We start from the raw sequence: 14,832 nt of genomic DNA, 5'->3' as shown, positions 1-14,832 counted from the left end.
AACACATGGATTGAGGGAGTGGAAGCATGAACATCGAATCGGGTTTCTCGCAGGTCGCGCAGTCGTTGCTGTGGCCGGTGCTGGTGCTGGTGGGGCTGGCGTTTGTCTACGCGTTGTGGTCGGGCGGCGCCACGCTCATGGAGGCGTGGCAGCGCTGGCGCCAGCCGCAGTACCGCTCGCTGCGCGTGGCCCCTGGCTTGTCGATGGAAGAGCTGGAGCTGCAACTGGTGCGCCAGGTGGAACCCGTGCGCCTGCTCAGCCGCCTGTCGCCCATGCTGGGGCTGATCGCCACGATGATCCCACTCGGCCCCGCGCTGCAGAGCGTGGCGGCGGGCAACGGCCAGCAGGCCCTCGCCGTTTTCAGCGGCGCCTTTGCGGGCGTGGTGCTGGCGCTGGCCGCCGCGTCGGTGGGCCTGGTGGTGTACTCGGTGCGCCGCCGCTGGCTGCTGGCCGAGCTGCTGGTGGTGCGCAAGGAGCGTGGGGTGGCGCAATGAGCTTGCGCCACTTGAACGTCCTGGCCGAGGACGACGACGATCCGATGCTGTCCGCCGTGAACCTGGTGGACGTGTTCCTGGTGCTGGTGGTGGCGCTGCTCACGGCCGTGGCCGTGCAGACCCAGACCAGCGCTAACGAAAGCGTCACCATCATCCGCAACCCCGGCCAGCCCGACATGGAAGTGGTCGTGCGCGAGCAGGGCAAGGAAGTGCGCTTCAAGGGCGCTGGCAGCGCAGCGCAAGGGCAGGGCGTGCGCGCGGGCGTGGCCTACAAGCTGGAAGACGGCAATATCGTCTACATCCCTGAAACGGGCGCTGCTCCTGCCAGCGCTTCGGCCGGTGGCGCGGGTGGCGCCGCCACGCCGGCACCCGCCAAGCCATGACGGCGCTGATCCTGCGCGCGGCACTGTGGTGCCTGCTGCTGGCTGCGCCGCTGGCGCAGGCCGCACAGTCTGCGCCCGTGTTGCTCTGGCTCACGTCCGACATCACCACCGCCCCGCGCACGGCCATGGTGCAGCGCTTGGCCTCCGACGCGGGCCTGGGCTTTGTGCACATCGATTACCCGCTGGCCGGCCCGGCGGTACTGGACGCGGCCCAGGCCCAGAAGCTGGAGCGCGCACTGGCAGGCGCCGCCATGGTGTGGGTGGATGCCCCGCATGCCAGCGTGGAGGCGCGCTTGCGCCGCATAGTCGGCGCGCAGCTCGATGCCCGCGCCGCACGCGCCCCGGGCCGCGTGGTCTGGGTGCCTGCGGGCACGCCTGCTGTGGACCTGTCTGCGCTGGAGGCTCCTGCCCGCATGGTGGCTTACCTGCAGGCGGGCGGCCCGCACAACCTGAAGAACGCCGTCGCGCTGGCGCGCGCCACTGTGGCAGGTGTTGCGATGCCGACCTTGCCCGCGCCCGACATCCTGCCCCCCGGGGCATCTACCACCCCGACGCGCCCCGCCTGCTGCCCAACGCCGCCGCGCTGGAGGCCTGGCGCCAGGGCCAGCCCGCGCTGCGCAGCCTGCCCGCCGTGGCCGTGCTGGTGCACCGCCACCACTTCATCGACGGCAGCACGGAGTGGCTCGATGCCTGGCTGCGCACCTTCCGCCAGCAGGGTCTGTTCGCTTATGCGGCCTTTGGTCAGCAGGTCACGGCGCAGACGCTGGCCGAGGTGCTGGAGTTGCCCGCTGAAGGAGGCTCTGGCCCAGGCCCGGGCCGCCTGCATGCCTCGGCCCTGGTGCTGCACCAGCTCGTGCCCCAGGCCGCCGCGCTGCAGCCGCTGCTGGCCCGCTGGGGCGTGCCGCTGCTCGGCACGCAGCCCTACCGCGCAGGCGATGCCGCCGCGTGGGAGGTCAGCGACACGGGCCTGTCGCTGTCCGATGTTCCGTTCTATCTGGCGCAGCCTGAGGCGGCGGGTGCCATCGACCCGGTCCTGGTCGCTGCCCACGGCGCCGAGGGCCGGGACTTCCGCCTCATCGAACGCCAGGCCCAGGCCGTGGCCGCCAAGGCACGGCGCCTGATCGCGCTGCAGACCAAACCCGCCGCCGACAAGCGCCTGGTGGCCATGGTCTACAACTACCCCCCGGGTGGCACCAACTTCGGCGCTTCATTCCTCAACGTACCGCGCAGCCTGGAGCAGGTCTCTGGCGGCCTGGCCCAGGCGGGCTACCGCACCCAGCAGGTGCCCGAACAGGGCTGGATCGACGGGCTCAAGCCGCTGCTCGCCGCGTATTACCCCGGCGCCGATGTGCGCGCGCTGCTGCAAAACGGACAGGCCGCCGCGCTGCCGCTGGCGCGCTATGAGCAGCATCTGGCCACCTTGCCCAAGGCCGTGCGCGAACGCATGAACGCGCACTGGGGCACTCCCGAAAGGAGCCGCTACGTGGTCAATTGGCAGGGCGAAAAGGTGTTCGCCATCCCACGCCTGCAGGTGGGTCACCTTTCGGTGCTGCCCCAGCCCCCGCGCGAAGAAACCCTGCGCCTGGGCCAGAACCCGTTCATGCACAAGTCCAAGGCGCCGCTGTCGCACCACTACCTGGCCGTGTACCTGTGGGCGCAGCTGGAGGCCGATGCGCTCATCCACTTCGGCACCCACGGCACGCAGGAATGGGCCGGTGGCAAAGCCCGTGCGCTGGATGTGCACGACGACGCGCTGCTGCCGCTCGGTGACCTGCCCGTGGTCTATCCCTACATCGTGGACAACCTGGGTGAGGCCCTCACGGCCAAGCGCCGGGGCCGCGCTGTGCTGGTGAGCCACCGCACGCCCGTGTTCGCTCCGGCCGGCTTCGAGGCGCGCATGGCACACATGCACGAGGTGATGCACGAATGGGAAACCGTGGACGAAGGCCCCACGCGCCGCGCGCTCGAAAAGCAGCTGGTGGCGCAGTTTGTGGAGCACCAGCTGCACCACGACCTGGGCTGGAGCGCCGAGCGCATCGCGGCCGACTTCCACGGCTTTCTTGAAATCCTGCACCCCTACCTGGACCAGCTCGCGCAAAGCTCGCAGCCCAAGGGCCTGGCCGTGTTCGGCCGCGTACCCGCGCCCGAGCAGCGGCGCGAGACCGTCCTGCAGGCGCTGCGCAAGCCGCTGATCGAGGCGCTGGGCGAAGACATCGACGAAGCCTTCCTGATCAAGCACGATGCGGTGCTGGCTGCACGCCCCGCGCGCTGGCTCGAAGTGGCGCTGACCGATGCGCAGGCAGCCAGCGTGCTGGACCTGCGCCCCGCGCTGCCCGATGCACCGCCAGCACAGGACGGCTTGGTGCGCGCCCAAGACCATGTGCCCAACCGCGCAGCGCGCCAACCCATCGATACGCCCGCGCTGCTGCAACTGGCACAGCGCGCGCAAGAGCTGGAGCGCCTGCTGGCCACGGAAGGCGAGCTACCCGGCTTGCTGGCTGCGCTGGAAGGGCGCTACCTGCCCGCTGCGTACGGTGGCGACCCCATCCGCAACCCCGACAGCCTGCCCACAGGCCGCAACCTCACGGGGCTGGACCCGAGCCGCCTGCCCACGCGCCAGGCCTATGCCGTGGCGCAGACGCTGTTCAACGACTGGTTCAAGGACTACCAGGCGCGCCATGGTGGCCAGGCGCCGCAGCGGTTGGCGTTGTCGCTGTGGGCGGGCGAAACGCTGCGCCACCAGGGCATCATGGAAGCGCAGGCGCTCGTGGCGCTGGGCATGCGCCCGGTGTGGGACGACTCGGGCCGCCCGGCGCGGGTCGAGACCATCCCCGCCGATGAGCTGAAACGCCCGCGCGTCGATGTGCTCATGAGCATCACCGGCTCGTACCGTGACCAGTTCCCCGGGCTGATGGCGCTGCTGGACCGTGCGGTGGCCCAGGCCGCCACGGCCGAGCCCGGCAACGTGATCGCTCGCAATACCGCGCAGATCGACCAGGAACTGCGCAAGCAGGGCGTGCCCCGCGCGCAGGCCGAGCAACTGGCGCGCGTGCGCTCGTTCGGCAATGCGGTGGGCGACTACGGCACCGGCCTGTCGGACGCGGTGCAAAGCGACGGGCTGCAAACCAACGATGCGCGCCTGGGCCAGATGTTCCTCGAACGCATGAGCCAGCCTTATCTGGCGGGCGAGCCGGTGACCGGCGTGGCGGGCGGTGTGGCGGCTCAGGCATTGGGTGCCCACCTGCGCCGCGCCGATGCCGCCATCCTGTCGCGCAGCTCGCACCTGTATGCCATGGTCAGCTCGGACGATCCGTTCCAGTACCTGGGCGGCCTGTCGGCCGCAGCCCGCGTGGCGGGGCGAGCGCAGGGGCTGGAGCTGCATGTGGCCCAGCTGCAGGATGCAGGCGAGCCCACTACCGAGACCGCGCAGCGCGCCATTGCGCTGGAGATGCAGTCGCGCTACCTGCACCCGGGCTGGCTCCAGGCGCAGAAGGCCGAGGGCTATTCGGGCACGCTGCAGGTGCTCAAGGCCGTGCAGTTCGCCTGGGGCTGGCAGGCCGTCGCGCCCGACACGGTGCGCAGCGACCATTGGCAGAGCTTCTACGACGTGCTGGTGCGCGACAAGCACCAGCTGGGCCTGCCCGAGTGGCTCAAAGAGCATCCGCAGGCTTATGCCCAGTCGCTGGAGCGCCTGGTGCAGGCGCAGCGCCAGGGCTATTGGCAGGCCGATGCCGACACGCAAAAACAACTGGCGCAGATGTACCAGGAGCTGACGCGTGCCGCGCCGCTGGCGGCCGAGCTGCCCAGCGTGCGCCGCTGGGTGGAGCGAGCGGCTCGTGGTGAGTCCGTAGAGCTGACCCCGCCTGCAGGTATGGCCATTGCGGCGCCGCAGTCGCCAGCCCTGGCAGCGCCACAGCCTGCGCCCCCCGCCGCTGACCTGCCCGCGCCGCCCGCCCAGGCAGAAGCACCACCCTCCGCGCCCGCCGTGCCTACCATGGGCGTGTTACTGGAGCGGCAGCCGGAGCCAACCCCTTCTGACAGCGCCACCGAGCCCAGCCCCGTGGAGCGCATGGCGGGCATCGTGGCCCTGCTGGTCATGGCCCTGGTGGCGATGGCGGGCGCCGCGTGGCAGGCGCGCCGTCCGTCCTCGTTGTCTTCCCCGTTGCAACCGGCCGGCGTGTGATGCCTGGCCTCTCTGAAAGAATCGACACCATGCAGATCGAAACCCCGCCCACCGAAAAACGCTACGAAAAGCCCGAGGGCGAACGCCGGGGCCTTGTTATCGTCAACACCGGCGACGGCAAGGGCAAAAGCACGGCCGCCTTTGGCCTGGCGCTGCGCGCCCATGGCCGGGGCAAAGCTGTGAAGATCTTCCAGTTCATGAAGGTGCCCACCGCGCGTTTTGGCGAGCACCGCATGTTCGAGCAGATTGGCCTGCCCATCGAGGGGCTGGGGGACGGCTTCAGCTGGAAGAGCAAGGACCTGGAGCACTCGGCCCAGCTTGCGCGCGACGGCTGGGAAAAGGCGCGCGCCGCCATCCTGTCGGGCGAGCATTTTCTGGTGGTGCTGGACGAGATCACCTACCCGCTGATCTACGGCTGGCTGCCGCTCGACGGCGTGTTGCAGACCCTGCGCGATCGGCCCAAGGATGTGCACGTGTGCCTCACCGGCCGCCGCTGCCCCCCCGAGATCATCGAGCTGGCCGACACCGTGACCGAGATGCAGTTGATCAAGCACGCGTTCAAGGCGGGCATTCCCGCGCAGCGCGGCATCGAAGACTGAGCCACTGTGTCCGAGCACTGGTCCTTGCTACTGCTCCCTGGCCTGGGCTGGCCTGCGGCAGCGGTGTGGATGGGCGTGCCGTTGCTGGCATTGGCCATTGACTGGTGGTTGGGGGAGCCGCCCGCCCGCTGGCACCCGGTGGTGTGGATGGGCACGGCCTTGCACTGGGGGGGCGAGCGGGTGGCCCCGCTGACGCCTGTGGCACAGGACTTTCGGCGTTTTTGGCTGGGGGCGCTAGTGTGGATTGCCTTGGCTGCTATTGTTTTGATAGTTTCCTGGTGGTTGCAGCACCTGGCGTTGACGCTGATGGGTTGGCTTGCCCTCGGCATGCTGGCGCTGCTGCTCAAGCCCCTGCTGGCCTGGCGCATGCTGCACGACGAGGTGCTGGCAGTGGAAGTGGCGCTGGGCCAGTCGCTGCCCGCCGGGCGCGCGCAGCTGGCTCGCTTGGTGAGCCGGGACGTGAGCGCTCTCACCGCCGTGCAGGTGCGCGAGTCGGCCATCGAGTCGCTGGCCGAGAACCTCAACGATTCCGTGGTGGCGCCGCTGTTCTGGTTTGCGCTGCTGGGCCTGCCGGGGGCTGCGCTGTACCGCATGGCCAATACGGCCGACGCCATGTGGGGCTACCCCGGCATGCGCAGCGGGCGCTACTGGCAATGGGCGGGCAAGTGGGCGGCGCGGGCGGACGATGTGCTGTCGTGGGTGCCGGCCCGCATCACCGCCTTGTTGCTGGCGGTGGTCGCCAGGGGACTGCCGTTTTCCACGCTGGCCCGCCAGGCTCGCAAGACGCCATCGCCCAACAGCGGCTGGCCCATGGCGGCCATGGCACTGGCGTTGAACGTGCGCCTGGCCAAGCCCGGGGTGTACACGCTGCACAGCAAGGGCCGCCGGGCGGGGCCGCTCGATACGCGGCGCGCTGCACGCCTGGGCACGCAGGTGGTGCTGGCCATGGTGCCCGTGGTGGCGGGCCTGCAGTTGCTGGTGCTGGTGGTGTTTGCTTGGGCGCATGCATGAGCTCGCCGCGTCGTTTCTCTGCGCCCACGCCGTTGCACGGTGGCCCGGACGCCGCTGGCGTTCCGGTGTTTGATTTCTCGACCAACAGCAACGCCTGCGGGCCATGCCCTGAGGCGCTGCACGCCGTGCAGGCGGCCGACGCCACGCGCTACCCCGACCCGGCCTACACGGCGCTGCGCGAGGCCCTGGGTGCCTTCCACGGTGTATCGCCAGGGCGCATCGTGCTGGCGGCCAGTGCCAGCGAGTTCATCCACCGCATCACCGCGCTGGCCGCACAGCAGGGCGCGGTGCAGGTGGCCGTGCCGCCACACAGCTATGGCGACTATGCCCAGGCCGCGCAGGTGCGCGGGCTGGAGGTGCTGCGGGGCGGCGGCGCCTCAGCGGCCCTGCAATGGGCGTGCGAGCCCTCGAGCCCTCTGGGTGTGGAAGATCCCTCGTTGCGCGGTTGGCGACAAAGCGATGCCGACGTTGCCTGGCGTGTGCTCGACTGCGCGTATGTCCCCCTGCGGCTCGGCGCGGAGGGCGCATGGGCTGGCGCGCCGTCGCCGCTCATGCCCTCGGCCTGCTGGCAGCTCTGGACCCCCAACAAGGCCCTGGGGCTGACGGGTGTACGTGCCGCTTATGCGATTGCGCCGCCAGACTGTGAAGAGCAGGCGCTGGGGCTAACGGCCCTGGCGTCTTCCTGGCCTGTGGGCGCCCACGGCGTGGCACTGCTGCAGGCGTGGACGCAGGCCACCGTGCAGCAATGGCTGGTGCACAGCCTGCGTACTCTGGGCGATTGGAAGGCGCGCCAGTTGGCCTTGTGCACCGACCTGGGCTGGGCTGTGCACGCGGGCAGCCTGGCCAACTATTTCTGCGTGCAGCCTGCTACCCACACGTTGCAGAGCGATCTGGCTGCGCTGCGCGCCAGTGGCATCAAGCTGCGCGATGCGGCGTCGTTCGGCCTGCCCGGCACCGTGCGCCTGGGGGTGTTGTCGCCCGCCGCACAAGATGCGCTGCGGGCCGCATGGCAGGCCGTCTTGGGCCCTGCGGGCCGTACCATCCCGCATTCCATCGGATCGAGGGAGACCTTGTGAGAACCATCACCGTCAATCGCTACGTCACGCCGCTGCGTGAAGGTGGCTCCATGCCTGCCATCGTCGAGGGCGACGACCTGGGCACCTACGTGCTCAAGTTCCGTGGCGCAGGGCAGGGCGTGCGCGCACTGCTGGCCGAGATCATTGCGGGCGGCATCGCCCGTGCGCTGGGCCTGCCCGTGCCCGAGATCGTGCTGGCCCAGCTCGACCCCGCCCTGGCGCAGACCGAGCCCGATCCCGAAATCCAGGACCTAGTGCGCGCCAGCGGTGGCCTGAACGTGGGGCTGGATTACCTGTCGGGCGCGCTCAATTTCGACCCGGCTGTGGATGTGGTGTCGGATGATTTTGCCTCGCGCCTCGTGTGGTTCGATGCCTTGGTGGGCAATGTGGACCGCACTGCGCGCAACACCAATCTGCTGATGTGGCACCGCCAGCCCTGGCTCATCGACCACGGTGCGGCACTGACCTTTCATCACGCCTGGAACGGCACGGTGGCCTTGCCCGCCAAACCTTTTGCGTCCATTGCCGACCATGTGCTGCTGGCCCGGGCCACGCTGCTCGCGCAGGTGGATGCCGAGCTGGCCGCACGCCTCACGCCCGAGGTGGTGGCGGGCATCCTGGCCGAGGTGCCCGACGAGTTTTTGGTGCTGGCCGGTGCAGATCACGAAGAAGGCCTGCTGACCGCTGCCCTTACCCACCGCCAGGCCTATGTGGACTACTTCTGCGCCCGCCTGGCCGGGCGCGCCACCTGGGTGAATGCACTGAAGGAGGCCGCCGATGCACGTGCCTGAGGTGTATGACTACGCCATCGTGCGCGTGGTGCCGCGCGTGGAGCGCGAAGAGTTCATCAACGCGGGCGTGATCCTGTCGTGCCAGCGCACCGGCTTTCTCCGGGCTGCCATCGCGCTCGATGAAGCGCGCCTGCTGGCCATGGACCCGCACGCCGACATCGATACCGTGCGCCGCCATCTGGCCGCCATCGTGGCCATCTGTGCGGGCGACGAAGGCTGTGGCCCCATTGCGCGCCTGCCGTACCGCCAGCGCTTTCACTGGCTCACCGCCAAACGCAGCGCCATCATCCAGACCTCTCCCGTGCACACGGGCCGCTGCACCGATGCGGCTGCAGCACTTGAACACATCATGGACCGCATGGTCCGCCCACTGCCTTGACTGAAAACTCTGCTCCCCAATTGGCCCGTTGTGTGATGGTGCTTGGCACCACCAGCGGCGCGGGCAAAAGCTGGCTCACCACGGCGCTGTGCCGCTACTACAGCAACCAGGGTCTGAAGGTTGCTCCGTTCAAGGCACAGAACATGAGCAACAACGCACGTGTGGTGTCGGGCCCTGCGGGTGTGATGGGTGAAATCGGCAGCGCCCAGTATTTCCAGGCCCTGGCTGCGCGTGCCGAGCCTGAGGTGCGCATGAACCCGCTGCTGCTCAAGCCCGAGGCCGACACGCACAGCCAGGTCGTGCTGATGGGGCAGGTGAGCGCCGAGCTCACCGCCATGCCCTGGCGCGGCCGCAGCGAAAAGGTGTGGCCGCAGATCGCCGCAGCGCTGGATGCACTGCGCGCCGAGAACGACGTGGTGGTGATCGAGGGCGCAGGCTCGCCCGCCGAGATCAACCTGCACGCGAGCGACATCGTGAACATGCGCGTGGCCCGCCATGCCGATGCTCGCTGCCTGCTGGTGACCGACATCGACCGGGGCGGCGCGTTCGCCCACCTGTACGGCACCTGGGCACTGTTGCCCGAGGACGAGCGCGCGCTGATCCAAGGCTTTGTGCTTAACAAGTTTCGCGGCGATGCCAGCCTGCTGGCGCCTGCGCCGCAGATGCTGCAAGACCTCACGGGTGTGCCCACCGTGGCCACCATCCCCATGCAATGGCGCCATGGCCTGCCCGAGGAGGACGGCGTGTTTGATGACCGCACGTTGTCAGCGGGCGCGGTGCACACCACCGTGGCTGTCATCGCCTACCCGCGCATCAGCAACCTGGACGAGTTTCAGCCGCTCAAGAACGTGCCCGGCGTGCGCCTGATCTGGGCGCGCAGCCCGGCCGACCTGGCGGGCCTCAAGCCCCCCGACTGGGTGGTGCTGCCGGGCTCCAAGTCCACCGCTGCCGACCTGGCCTGGCTGCGCGCGCAAGGGCTTGACCAGGCCATTGCCCATCACGCGGGGCAGGGCGGCACGGTGCTGGGCGTGTGTGGCGGCCTGCAGATGCTGGGCGAGGCATTGATCGACACCGCAGGCATCGACGGCAATGCGCCGGGTTTGGGCCTGCTGCCGCTGGTCACCACCTTTGAGGTTGCCAAGACCGTGCAACGCACCCAGGCGCAGTTTGGTGCGGTGTTGGGGGCCTGGGCCGCGCTGGCGGGTGTGTCTGTCACGGGCTACGAAATCCACCACGGCCAGACCGCCCAGCACCCGGCCATGGCTGCCAAGGGCGATGTGGCGCGCGAGGTCATCCCCGGCATTGCCTGGCAGAACGCGGCAGGCAACGTGCTGGGTGTGTACCTGCACGGCTTGTTCGAGGATGCCGCAGTGCTGCACGCGCTGTTTGGCGCGCAGGCGCCCACGCTGGACAGCGTGTTTGACGGACTCGCAGGCTTCCTGGGCACCAGCTTCACACCGGGCGTGCTGGATGCGCTGGTGGCGCCTTAGCACGCCGGATACCGTGGCGCCATTCAGCCCCTCACACCCGTTCGCAGTGGCAGGCGAGGGTGGTGTACGGAAAGCGCACGGTGTCTTGCCCGCGCAGCGCGGGGTGTCGGGCTATCAAAGCCTCGATCTGGGCGCGCACCTTGGCGCGTTCAGCATCCGGCAGGGCCGCGATGAAACTGATCGACATGAAACGGTCCACGATGACCTGCTGGGGTGGCCCCACATGCTCGTGGGTCAGCCGGGTCTCGACCAATGGGCCGAAACCGGGGTGTGGAAAGGGTTTGCGCCAGTCGCCCTTGTAGAAGCGCGGGGCATCGCCCTCGTAGGGCGTGATGATGGTGGTGAGCTCGGCCACCCAGTCCACCGACTCATCGCGCACGTTCCACACCAGTCCCAGCTTGCCGCCCGGCCGCAGCACGCGGTGGAATTCGTCCAGGGCTTCGCGGGTGGCAAACCAGTGGAAGGCCTGTGCACAGACCACGGCATCCAGCGCGCCGGACGGCAGTGGAATGGCCTGTGCCGTGCCCGCCACGGCGCGCACCGTGGGCAGTTGCAAGGCTTCGATCTTGGCGCGCATGGCGTCCACGGGCTCCACGCCCACCACTGTGGCCCCGGTGGTTGCGAGCAGCGCGGTGAATTTGCCGGTGCCCGCACCCACATCGGCCACCTCGCGACCGGGGCCCAGTCCCAACGTCTGTGCCAGCCAGGCCGACAGCGCCGCCGGGTAGTCCGGCCTGCCGCGCGCGTAGGCCTGCGCTTCTTTTTCAAAACCCTGCTGTGCCGCTTTGTGCACGGCGTTCTTTGTGTTCTCCATCACCATGACCTCATCTTTCGTACTTCCATCCGTTGCTGACCTGCATGATGCCGCGTTGGCCAGCCGCCTGCAGCACGTCATTGACCACAAGACTAAGCCCCTGGGCTCGCTGGGCCTGCTGGAGCGCCTGGCGCTGCGCCTGGGCGTGATTCTGGGCACCGAATCCCCCGTGCTGCATGCCCCCCAGATGCTGGTGTGCGCTGGCGACCATGGCCTGGCCGCCCGGGGAGTCTCGGCGTTCCCGAGCGATGTGACCTGGCAGATGGTGGAGAATTTTCTGGCGGGTGGCGCGGCCGTGAGCGTGCTCGCGCGCCAGCATGGCCTGGGCCTCACGGTGGTGGACTGTGGTGTGGCCAAACCCATCGCTGCGCGCGATACAGCACCCGGTCAGCCGCGCTTGTTGCTGCGCAAGGTGTCACCCGGCACGCAGGACGCCTCCGTCGGCCCGGCCATGAGCGCCGAGCAATGCGCCCAGGCGCTGGCCAACGGGGTGGAGGTGGTGCGTGCCCTGCCAGGCAACGCCTTGCTGCTTGGCGAGATGGGGATTGCCAACACTTCGGTGGCGTCGCTGCTGCTGGCGCGCCTGGCGGGGCTGCCGCTGGTCGAGGTGACGGGCGCGGGCACGGGGCTGGATGCTGCGGGCATCGAACGCAAGCGCTTGGTGCTGCAGCAGGCGCTGGACGCCAATGCGGGCGCCACCAGCCCGTTGGAGGCTCTGGCTGCCCTGGGTGGCTACGAGGTGGCCACGCTGGTGGGCGCAGTGCTGCAGGCAGCGGCCGAGCGGCGCGTGATTGTGGTGGACGGCTTCATTACCAGCGCGGCCGTGCTGGTGGCCAGCCGCATCGCGCCGCAGGTGCTGCAGCGCTGCGTGTTTGCCCACCGTTCGGGCGAACGGGGCCACAGCCTGATGTTGGCGCAGATGCAGGCAGAGCCTCTGCTGGACCTGGGCTTGCGCCTGGGCGAGGGTTCGGGCGCGGCGCTGGCCTGGCCGTTGCTGCAATCGGCCTGCGCCGTGCTGCGCGAGATGGCGAGTTTTGAATCGGCTGGCGTGGCGACACAGACGGCCTGAGCCGCCCTGCTTGGGCAGGCTCTAGCCCACCACGGTCTGGTTGCGGCCTTCTTCCTTGGCGCGGTACAGCGCGGCGTCGGCGCGGGAGAGCATCGCGTCCAGGGTCTCGTGTGACCCGGACCAGCTGGTCAGCCCGATGCTCACCTCGCAGTCCAGCGGGTGCCCCGAGGCCAGCGTGGCGTGGATGCGCTGGGCCACGGCCAGAGCCGCTTGCGCGTCGGCTCCCGGCAGCAGCACCAGAAATTCCTCGCCCCCGTAGCGACCCAGGCGGTCAGCGCGGCGCAGCACTTGGCGGGTGCGCTCTGCAAAGTGCACCAACACTGCATCGCCGTGCTGGTGGCCCCGTGTGTCGTTCACCGCCTTGAAGTTGTCCATGTCCACCATCATGATGGACGGACCGCCGCCGTAGCGCTGCGCGCGCTCCAGCTCGTCCTCGCAGCGCTGCAGCAAGGCACGGCGGTTGAGGGTTTGGGTCAGCGAGTCATAGGTGGCCAGGTGCTCCAGCTCGGTGCGCAAGCGGTCTGTGGCCATCAGCACCGCGCCAATGGACAACATCAGCACGGTGAGCGCATAGGCACCGATGTACAGGGTCTGGAACAGCGAGGGCTCCATCAGGTCGTTGCCCGCGTGCCCTGCCAGTATCGAACCCAGCCTGACCCCTAGTACCAGCATGTGCAGGCCCAGCATCACCTCCACCAGCCGCACCGGGAAGTTGCGCCCTCCGTGGCGCAGCATGAAACGCAGTTGCGCGGCGTACAGCGCCCCCATCACCACGGTGAAAAACCCCACCCGCACCGCATAGTTGGGCCACCCGTAGGTCAGCCAGGCAAACACCACCGTGGTGCCGGCCATCACCCAGTTCCAGGTGCGCCAGGTGGCGTGCTGGCCCATGAACTGGCGCGTGCCCATGTAATAAGTGACCGAGCCCAGCACCAGCAACTGGTTGGCCAGCACCAGGCCCAGCCAGTCGGGGATGGCGCCACGCGCGCCAAACAGCACGGTGGACAGCAGCCACAGCAATGGCGCCGCCGCCCATCCGCCCACGCCCCGGATGCTGGGCGGGTAGTGCCGCCGCATGAACAGCAGCACCAGGGCCATGACGGCAGACATGAAGCCCGCCAGGGCGATCATGGAGCGCGGGTCGAGGTTCGTCATGCGGCAGGCAAGAGGAGGGGGAGGGGACGTGCCTACGTAATAAATTGTTTCAAAGGCGAAGCCAGTATAGCCACGCACCCGCAGTGCTCAGCGCTGTTTCGGTGCATGGTTTGCCCGAGGTTGGACCAGGGGCAGCGCGGGCGTGGACCGGTATGGGGCGGCAATGTGCGCCGTGTTGGTGCATTTTGTATGCAAAGTTTATAAAACATTGTGTACAAAGTTGGCATGGGCCTTGCGTAGGGCATACGCCATGCAAAGCACCCACCCTGCGCCCACCTCCGCCGCCATTGAAATCGTGGCGCTGACCAAACGCTACGCCCAAGGCAAGCCCGCCGTGGATGCGATCAACCTGCGCATTGCCAGCGGCAGCTACTGCTGCCTGCTGGGGCCTTCGGGCTGCGGCAAGAGCACCACCCTGCGCATGATCGCCGGGCACGAGTCGGTGACCAGTGGTGACATCCTGCTGGAGAACCGCAACATCACCGACCTGCCCGCCGCTGCACGCGGCACGGCCATGATGTTCCAGAGCTTTGCGCTGTTTCCGCACCTCTCGGCGCTCGATAACGTGGCCTTCAGCCTCAAGATGAAAGGCGTGGCCAAGGCCGAACGCCAGGCCAAGGCGCGCGACCTGCTGGAGCGCGTGGCCCTGGGCCACCTGGCCGAGCGCAAGCCCGCAGAACTCTCCGGCGGGCAGCAGCAGCGCGTGGCGCTGGCGCGGGCCCTCATCACCCAGCCGCGTGTGCTGCTGCTCGACGAGCCGCTGTCGGCGCTCGACCCCTTCCTGCGCATCCAGATGCGCGCCGAGCTGCGCCGCTGGCAAAAAGAGCTGGGACTGACCTTCATCCATGTGACCCACAGCCAGGAAGAGGCCATGGCCCTGGCCGACACCATGGTGGTGATGAACCACGGCGTGATCGAGCAGGTGGGTTCGCCCCACGAGGTCTACAACCGGCCCGCCAGCGAATTCGTGGCGCGCTTCATGGGCGGGCACAACGTGATCGACACACCCGAAGGCAAGGTGGGCGTACGCACCGACCACCTGCAGATTGCCCCCGCCAGTGCCGAGCTGCCCTGGGGCGCCCAGCGCATGCAGGCCGTGGTGACCGATGTGGAATACCAAGGCACCTATGTGCTGGTGGGCCTGCAAAAGCACGGCGCAGTTCTGTCGGCCAACGCCACGGCGGCGTATTCGGTGATGGTGTCCGAGGCCGCCTTTGCTGCGCAGCCCTACCAGGTGGGGCAGGGCGTGCAACTGCACTGGACGCCTGACCAGGCGCACCCGCTCTCCCAGCCTGCTGTCGCATCACTGGCGGTGGCCGCTCCCGCAGTGGCCGTCGCCGCCTGACCGCGTCGCCACGTCCGCTTTTTTTTCCCCCCGTCCCCTTCCG

At 68.8% G+C, this 14,832-nt stretch carries 13 protein-coding genes; 11 read left to right on the top strand and 2 right to left on the bottom strand.

The window, feature by feature from the left end:
• The first annotated feature begins 26 nt into the window (after positions 1-26).
• From CLU87_RS12510 to CLU87_RS12470, 9 genes are all read left to right on the top strand, one after another.
• The gene (locus CLU87_RS12510; RefSeq protein ID WP_008906167.1) at positions 27-494 is read left to right on the top strand and encodes a hypothetical protein; all 468 of its coding nucleotides are present in this window, start codon (positions 27-29) and stop codon (positions 492-494) included.
• Positions 491-877 (top strand): DUF2149 domain-containing protein, encoded by a 387-nt coding sequence (locus CLU87_RS12505; RefSeq protein ID WP_056064344.1) that lies wholly within the window; start codon positions 491-493, stop codon positions 875-877. The genes CLU87_RS12510 and CLU87_RS12505 overlap by 4 nt, the downstream gene beginning before the upstream one ends.
• The gene (gene cobN, locus CLU87_RS12500; protein WP_369804314.1) at positions 834-5,060 is read left to right on the top strand and encodes a cobaltochelatase subunit CobN; all 4,227 of its coding nucleotides are present in this window, start codon (positions 834-836) and stop codon (positions 5,058-5,060) included. Before CLU87_RS12505 ends, cobN begins: the two co-directional genes overlap by 44 nt.
• Before the next feature lie 29 nt (positions 5,061-5,089).
• Complete coding sequence (cobO, locus tag CLU87_RS12495; protein ID WP_056747164.1) at positions 5,090-5,659, top strand: cob(I)yrinic acid a,c-diamide adenosyltransferase; 570 nt, start codon at positions 5,090-5,092, stop codon at positions 5,657-5,659.
• 69 nt (positions 5,660-5,728) lie between these two features.
• Positions 5,729-6,670 (top strand): adenosylcobinamide-phosphate synthase CbiB, encoded by a 942-nt coding sequence (gene cbiB, locus CLU87_RS12490; protein ID WP_099732161.1) that lies wholly within the window; start codon positions 5,729-5,731, stop codon positions 6,668-6,670.
• A complete protein-coding gene (locus CLU87_RS12485) occupies positions 6,667-7,746 on the top strand; it encodes an aminotransferase class I/II-fold pyridoxal phosphate-dependent enzyme (RefSeq protein WP_099730644.1) in 1,080 nt (359 codons plus the stop codon). The genes cbiB and CLU87_RS12485 overlap by 4 nt, the downstream gene beginning before the upstream one ends.
• Positions 7,743-8,537: a HipA family kinase gene (locus tag CLU87_RS12480; RefSeq protein WP_099730643.1), complete on the top strand. Its 795-nt coding sequence runs from the start codon at positions 7,743-7,745 to the stop codon at positions 8,535-8,537. Before CLU87_RS12485 ends, CLU87_RS12480 begins: the two co-directional genes overlap by 4 nt.
• Complete coding sequence (locus tag CLU87_RS12475; RefSeq protein ID WP_099730642.1) at positions 8,524-8,916, top strand: DUF3037 domain-containing protein; 393 nt, start codon at positions 8,524-8,526, stop codon at positions 8,914-8,916. Before CLU87_RS12480 ends, CLU87_RS12475 begins: the two co-directional genes overlap by 14 nt.
• Positions 8,917-8,951: 35 nt before the next feature.
• Positions 8,952-10,406 (top strand): cobyric acid synthase, encoded by a 1,455-nt coding sequence (locus tag CLU87_RS12470; RefSeq protein ID WP_099730641.1) that lies wholly within the window; start codon positions 8,952-8,954, stop codon positions 10,404-10,406.
• 31 nt (positions 10,407-10,437) lie between these two features.
• Here the strand turns inward: CLU87_RS12470 and CLU87_RS12465 are convergent, their stop codons facing one another.
• A complete protein-coding gene (locus tag CLU87_RS12465) occupies positions 10,438-11,226 on the bottom strand; it encodes a class I SAM-dependent methyltransferase (protein WP_099730640.1) in 789 nt (262 codons plus the stop codon).
• On the opposite strand from CLU87_RS12465, the gene cobT reads away from it, so the two are divergent.
• Positions 11,225-12,289 (top strand): nicotinate-nucleotide--dimethylbenzimidazole phosphoribosyltransferase, encoded by a 1,065-nt coding sequence (gene cobT, locus CLU87_RS12460; RefSeq protein ID WP_099732160.1) that lies wholly within the window; start codon positions 11,225-11,227, stop codon positions 12,287-12,289. The two genes, CLU87_RS12465 and cobT, sit on opposite strands and share 2 nt — an antisense overlap.
• Positions 12,290-12,310: 21 nt before the next feature.
• Here cobT and CLU87_RS12455 read toward each other — a convergent pair whose 3' ends face one another.
• Positions 12,311-13,444: a GGDEF domain-containing protein gene (locus CLU87_RS12455; RefSeq protein WP_233193780.1), complete on the bottom strand. Its 1,134-nt coding sequence runs from the start codon at positions 13,442-13,444 to the stop codon at positions 12,311-12,313.
• A gap of 250 nt (positions 13,445-13,694) precedes the next feature.
• On the opposite strand from CLU87_RS12455, the gene CLU87_RS12450 reads away from it, so the two are divergent.
• Positions 13,695-14,789 (top strand): ABC transporter ATP-binding protein, encoded by a 1,095-nt coding sequence (locus tag CLU87_RS12450; protein ID WP_099730639.1) that lies wholly within the window; start codon positions 13,695-13,697, stop codon positions 14,787-14,789.
• Positions 14,790-14,832: the final 43 nt, after the last annotated feature.

The sequence above is a fragment of the Acidovorax sp. 59 genome (assembly GCF_002754175.1).
Lineage (GTDB): Bacteria > Pseudomonadota > Gammaproteobacteria > Burkholderiales > Burkholderiaceae_C > Acidovorax > Acidovorax delafieldii.
This window is presented reverse-complemented; position numbering and strand designations above follow the sequence as displayed.